Annotated in this window: 3 protein-coding genes; all 3 read left to right on the forward strand. The window is 72.1% G+C overall.

The genetic code is table 11. From position 1 onward, the window contains the following. Positions 1–252: 252 nt before the first annotated feature. Complete coding sequence (locus BN11_RS18140; protein WP_083433866.1) at positions 253–1,029, forward strand: hypothetical protein; 777 nt, start codon at positions 253–255, stop codon at positions 1,027–1,029. Between the two features lie 3 nt (positions 1,030–1,032). After that, a complete protein-coding gene (locus BN11_RS18145; RefSeq protein WP_048699694.1) occupies positions 1,033–2,028 on the forward strand; it encodes an HAD-IIA family hydrolase in 996 nt (331 codons plus the stop codon). Positions 2,029–2,178: 150 nt separating this feature from the next. Further along, positions 2,179–2,412 (forward strand): hypothetical protein (locus BN11_RS24305; protein ID WP_048699697.1); only part of this gene is annotated, 234 nt, incomplete at its 3' end.

Raw genomic sequence — 2,412 nt, forward strand, 5'->3', positions numbered from 1 at the left:
GACCGCAAGCCCTGGCAGCAGCGCGAACGGCGCGACAACAATCGCAGCGAGGATCGACGTGGCGGTCGCGGGGACGGCCGCAGCGGTGACCGGCGCGGTGATCGGCGCGACGATGTGCGTAGTGACCAACGGCGTGACGGTTCCCGGGGTGGGGCCGGTCGTGAGGAACGGACAGGTGAGAGCGCCCGCAGTTACGGGCCCCGTCTCGTGCCCACGAAGGGCCGGCTCCCGGAGCCGGCTATCGAGGAAGGCGTGACCGGCAAGGAACTCGACCGCGAGGTCTGGACGCAACTGCGCACTCTGTCGAAGGAGAACGCGGAGGGCGTCGCCCAACACCTCGTGATGGTGGCGATCCGGCTCGCCGAGGACGACGTGGACGGCGCCATGGCCCACGCGGAGACCGCAGTGCGCCGGGCCGGTCGAGTCCCGGCCGCGCGCGAGGCGCTGGGCATGGTGGCCTATCGGGCAGGCGATTTCGCCCGCGCCCTGGCGGAGTTCCGCACGGTGCGCCGGCTGAGTGGCTCCTCACACCTGCTGCCCCTCATGGTGGACAGCGAACGGGGTCTGGGCCGGCACGAGAGAGCCCTCGAACTCGCCGCCAGCCCGGAGGCCGCGCACCTGTCGGCCGCAGATCAGGCGGAGCTGGCCATCGTCGTCGCCGGCGTGCGCAGTGATCTCGGTCAGCTGGACGCCGCCGTCCTCGGACTGGAACGGCTCGTCTTCGGGCCGGTCCGGCCGTGGAGCGGCCGGGCCTACTACGCCTACGCCGACGCGCTGCTGGCCCGCGGCGACGAGACACAGGCGCGCAAGTGGTTCGCCATGGCGGCCACGGCCGACACCGACCTGGAGACCGACGCCGCCGAGCGCCTCGACGACCTCGACGGCGTGACGATCATCGATTCCGGCTGGGACGAGGACGCCGGGGAGGACGCTGACTGGGACCGGGACGCTGAGGACGAGGCCCCACCGATCGGCGACCAGGACCGCGGGCGCCAGGACGGCGAAACCCATCCAGCCACGGAGGACTGAACAATGGCGGAGGCGAGCCTGCTCGCGGCATACCGCGGAATCGTCTGTGACCTCGACGGTGTCGTCTATCGCGGTCCGGCGGCCGTCGAGGGCGCGGTCGAGGCGCTGAACGCCCTGCCGGTCCCGGTCGTCTACGCAACCAACAACGCGTCGCGGCCACCGGTCGAGGTCGCCGCCCACTTGGCCGACCTCGGTGTCCGGACCACTGCCGACCGCGTCGTCAACAGCTCCATGGCCGGGGCCGCCGAGCTCGCTGCGTCCGCCGAGCCGGGTGCGCGCGTGCTCGCCGTCGGAGGCGTCGGCGTGCAGGAAGCCCTTGTGTCGCAAGGGTTTCAAGCGGTGACGTCGGCCGAGCCGGTCGTGGCGGTCCTGCAGGGCTATGGTCCGCAGGTCACTGCCGCAGATCTCGCCGAGGCCGCCTATGCCATCCAGGCCGGCGCCCGATGGGTCGCCACCAACACCGACCTCACTCTCCCGACCGATCGCGGCATCGCCCCCGGCAACGGCTCGCTCGTCCACTGTGTCAGCCTCGCGACGGGCAAGCAGCCCTTCGTCGTAGGCAAGCCCGAGGCACCCCTCTATCTGATGAGCAGCGCTGTCCTCGACCTGGACCCGGCCACCGTCCTCGGCGTCGGCGACCGGCTCGAGACCGATATCGCCGGCGCGAGTGCCGCCGGGATGGACGGCGCCCTGGTGCTCACCGGCGTCCACGGCGCTCACGCCGCGGCGCTGGCCCCCCTGCCGGAGCGTCCCCGGTATGTCATCGCCGCGCTGGCCGATCTGATGCAGCCGTATGCGGCTGCGCAGGCCGCCGATGGCGGGTTCCGTTGCGGCGCTGCCGAATTGCGCATCGACGGCGACCGTCTGGTCGTCGCGGGCGACGGCAACCCGGTGGAAGTCATCCGGGCCGGGCTCGCGGCCATCTGGTCGGCCATCGACGGCGGTTTGAGCGCGGAGGAAGCAGCTCGGCTCGCCGGGCAGCTTCCGGACCGCGCGTAGCCGCGCCGGCCGTCCTCTCGAAGGCCTGCCGATGCGATACAAGCATCGGCAGCGACGGCTGAGCGCATTCGCGAGGGAATATAGGCTCGACGGAGTACCCACGCGTGTTGCGTTGTCGCCCTTGGAGGTTTTGTGAACCCACTCATCCGAATGGCCGTCTCCACATCGCTGTCCGTCGCCGAGGCGGTGCTCAACAAGACTCTGGACGGGGTCCGGCTGGCCGCCGGGGCAATCGGCGCGCCGCTCGGACCGTTGGCGGCACCGGCGCCGCGGCAGATGCGGCCCCGGCCGGCGGCCCCCGCCCCGGTGTCGCGTGATGGTCTGGTCGCCGGGGACGGTGTGGCCTCCGGGGATGGTCTGGTGGGTGCCGGGTGGCGGCAGCCG

The organism is Nostocoides australiense Ben110, from assembly GCF_001050535.1.
In the GTDB taxonomy this organism is placed as follows: domain Bacteria; phylum Actinomycetota; class Actinomycetes; order Actinomycetales; family Dermatophilaceae; genus Nostocoides_A; species Nostocoides_A australiense.

What these genes read in the sequence shown, in the direction of transcription:
- BN11_RS18145 (WP_048699694.1), top strand. Translation starts at nt 1,033, where the DNA reads ATGGCGGAGGCGAGCCTGCTCGCGGCATACCGCGGAATCGTCTGTGAC.